This is a genomic window from Lactiplantibacillus sp. 7.2.4 (assembly GCF_018991185.1).
GTDB lineage: Bacteria > Bacillota > Bacilli > Lactobacillales > Lactobacillaceae > Lactiplantibacillus > Lactiplantibacillus pentosus.
Window position 1 is genome coordinate 1 of the sequence record NZ_JAGYGS010000108.1, and the last position, 3,672, is coordinate 3,672.

The window sequence follows — 3,672 nt, forward strand, 5'->3', positions numbered from 1 at the left end:
AAGTTTCCAAAAAGAATAAATTGTGGCAAGTTCGTCTATAGTAAGATGAGTATAGGTCATTTGTGATCAGCCTTTCTTTTGATTTTGACACTCAAAAGTCCATCACAAATGGCTTTTTAAATTTCTAACTTAATTTTACAAACCGGGGTATGAGGAGGTTTTTGTTTGGAATTTTTAGGTACCTTGGTGATCATCTTGATTGCAACTAGTCTATTTGGCCATCTAGCCTCTAGGGTTGGTATCCCAGCAGTGATCGGTCAATTATTTGTTGGAATTATTCTTGGCCCTGCGTTGTTGAATTGGGTTCGCGCCAATGATTTTATCCATATTTTTTCAGAGATTGGGGTTATCATCTTAATGTTTATCGCCGGACTTGAGAGTGATCTTACATTGCTTAAAAAATATTTGCGTCCTAGCATAATTGTCGCGTTGTTAGGAGTTTTGATTCCAATGGTACTGATCTATCCAGTTGGTATTGTTTTTGGCTTGACACAATTTGAAAGCTTGTTTTTGAGCGTTATTTTTGCCGCAACGTCGGTTTCAATTTCAGTTGCTGTCATGAAAGAACTAAATTTACTTGATAGTAAGAGCGGTTCAACAGTCCTCGGTGCCGCGGTGGTTGACGATGTGCTAGCTGTCGTTTTACTTAGCATTATGGTCAGTTTAATAGGTACAAAGGCTGGTACGGATACCCAGATACCGCTAGCTCTGACTTTTTTAGAGCAGCTAATTTACTTTGCCGCAATTTATTTCGTGATGCGTTTTATCGCCCCTCTCCTCGCTAGACTAGGCACCAAATTATTGAATCCAGTGGGACCTACTATAATGGCGATGATTTTGTGTTTTGGTATGGCATATATTGCAAATCTGATTGGACTGAGTGCAGTAATTGGGGCCTTTTTTGCAGGAATTGCGATTGCACAAACTCATGTAGCTCATGAAGTTGATCAAAGTATCGAACCAATCGGTTATGCGATTTTCATTCCTGTATTCTTCGTTTCAATTGGTTTAAGTATGTCACTAGCTGGCATAGAACACGATTTGTTATTAATTATCGTATTGACAATTGTGGCAACACTTACGAAACTATTAGGAGCGGGGAGTGGGGCTAAATGGGCCGGATTCAGTCCGAATGAAGCTTACCTCGTTGGTGCAGGGATGGTCTCGCGTGGGGAAATGGCCTTGATTATCGCTCAAATAGGCTACCAATCCAAACTAATCAGTGATGATTACTATTCGGCAATTATCACTGCCATTATCCTAACAACGTTATTAGCACCATTACTACTCAAACATGCGGCTCGTCATATAAACTACTAAAACATTTTAGCGGTATGACACCCCTTCTCTGTGAAAAATAACTACTAGATTTCATCGAGATATTGCCTAGTTTAATTAAGTACTAAATTATATAATATTGGTTATAATGGAGGATTAGTTATTTGATACAGCTTGTAAAAGAAAAATTTGACGTTACTCGTTTGCGATTTGTTTTACTCGGCCTGCTTGTGGGTTTAATGAGTGGCACCGTTGTTAGCTTATTTCGCTATTGTATTGAGATAGGGCTGCACTATAGTCGATTGGTATATAGATACTTACGAATCGCGCCGTTTGTTTGGTGGGAATGGGCATTGTTGATAGGCATCAACCTTGGTTTAGCGTTAATTGTGGCTCGACTTCTCAAGAGAGAACCTTATATCGCTGGTTCTGGAATTCCGCAAGTTGAAGGTCAATTGGCTGGTGAATTGGAAATGCACTGGTGGTCAATTCTTTGGCGAAAATTTATCGGTGGTATTCTGGCATTGGGACCTGGATTATTTCTCGGACGAGAAGGACCAGCGATTCAATTAAGTGCGTCAGTTGGTCAAGGTTTCGCTTCTGAGTTTAAGTTATCAGGAACTGATCGCCGACTACTAATTGCATCAGGCGCCGCTGCTGGATTAGCAGCAGCGTTTAATGCCCCCATTGCTGGAACTCTATTTGTCTTAGAAGAGATTTACCATAATTTTTCACCGCTGGTTTGGTTAACAGCATTAGCCGGAGCAATTGGTTCAAATTTTATTTCGCTGAATGTTTTCGGACTTGTTCCCGTGTTACATTTAAGTTATTCACGTAGTTTACCAGTATCAAATTATTGGCACTTAATTTTACTCGGCATTGTTTTGGGATTATTTGGTTACTTATATCAACGGGTCTTGTTAGTTATGCCTAGGTGGTATCATCAATTGACACATTTGCCACGCCCAATACAAGGTATCGTACCATTTCTGCTGGTAATTTTAGTTGGTTACTTTTCGCCAAATTTACTCGGTGGTGGTAATGGCTTAATTTTGGGATTTGGCCAGCATGTTCCACCTTTGTTTGTACTAATTGCAATTTTTATTATACGATTCGTCTTTTCAATGATTTCATATGGTTCCGGATTACCTGGCGGTATTTTCTTGCCGATTCTTTCTTTAGGTGCTGTGATTGGTGCGGTTTATGGCGTCTTAATGAATCAATTAGGATTATTATCGCATGTCTATATCATGAACCTAATCATTTTTTCCATGGCCGGTTACTTTGCTGGAATCGGAAAAGCTCCCTTCACAGCTATCTTGCTGGTAACAGAAATGGTTGGCAATTTAACACATTTAATGCCATTAGCAGTCATATCGTTAACTGCTTACCTTGTTGTTGATTTATTAGGCGGTGCACCAATCTATGAAGCATTGCTTAAGCAGATGACAATGCCTAAAACTGTTCAGCAACTTCATCGACCTGATCATTTGGAAATACCGGTTTTCTTTGGCAGTCCCTTAAACGGCAAAATGGTCCGAGACATGCCATGGCCTAAAGAAGCACTGCTCATTGGAATCCGGCGTGGCGAACAAGAAGTGATTCCACATGGTGACACCTTGATTCATGAAGGTGATACGTTAGTACTGTTAACTGATACAACCCAACGACCCCAAGTTAAACAACGGATTGATGCATTATTAGCAACCTTAGAAAAAAAGCACCAAGACTAAGTTAATAGGTAAATTGGTTTATCATAATGGTAGGTATCAGATTAAGTGGGTCCGTTGGCAGACATAAACATATTGGAAAACTATATACAAATACGGTGAAGTACGAAAAACGCTGAAACAGAATTAGTTGAACCTATTTTGAAAAATACAAAGATAAATAATATGCCGAAAATGCCTTGCTACCCAATTTTTCATAGTCATGCTATAATGTAGACAGAAAAGGAAGCCTTGCGCTAACAAGACTTCCTACGCAAGCCGCTTCAAAGGCGGTGGCGAAGTTAATAAGACAGCATTAAGCTACCCTGTAACCTACCAAAGTTACGCAGGGCGGCTTTTTTATTTGTGGTGCTTGTCGATATAGCTGAGTAGCGCGATTAAAAACGTGCCAAACAGCAACATCAACGAGAGTGCCTGGAAGACGCTCATTGACTGTGAAACCTTCCTGAAGATTATTCCATGTTCCCATGGGCCTCACCTCACAAGGGAAAAGACAGCCACCGCCCTTAAACCTTCCTGCGTAATCTATTATACAGGTGAATTAAGTATTGACCAAGCACAATAAAAATAGATCATGGAGTTTCATGGGATCCTAAATTTGATCAAATTAAGAATCAGCAAAACATCTTTTGTAGATACCCTTTTTTGAGTTCCTGGAGTTTTT

Annotated in this window: 3 protein-coding genes; 2 read left to right on the forward strand and 1 reads right to left on the reverse strand. The window is 39.9% G+C overall.

Annotated features, from left to right (window positions below):
- Positions 1-165: 165 nt before the first annotated feature.
- Both KGF70_RS16505 and KGF70_RS16510 read left to right on the forward strand, forming a co-directional pair.
- A complete protein-coding gene (locus KGF70_RS16505) occupies positions 166-1,320 on the forward strand; it encodes a cation:proton antiporter (protein ID WP_065675018.1) in 1,155 nt (384 codons plus the stop codon).
- Between the two features lie 122 nt (positions 1,321-1,442).
- Positions 1,443-3,011 (forward strand): ClC family H(+)/Cl(-) exchange transporter, encoded by a 1,569-nt coding sequence (locus KGF70_RS16510; RefSeq protein ID WP_087509189.1) that lies wholly within the window; start codon positions 1,443-1,445, stop codon positions 3,009-3,011.
- A gap of 336 nt (positions 3,012-3,347) precedes the next feature.
- Here the strand turns inward: KGF70_RS16510 and KGF70_RS17700 are convergent, their stop codons facing one another.
- Entirely contained in the window at positions 3,348-3,437 is a 90-nt protein-coding gene (locus tag KGF70_RS17700; protein ID WP_107696660.1) for a putative holin-like toxin, read from the reverse strand.
- Positions 3,438-3,672 lie beyond the last annotated feature (235 nt).

Coding starts and splice junctions, on each gene's coding strand:
- KGF70_RS17700 (WP_107696660.1), bottom strand. CDS start 3,437: ATGAGCGTCTTCCAGGCACTCTCGTTGATGTTGCTGTTTGGCACGTTT.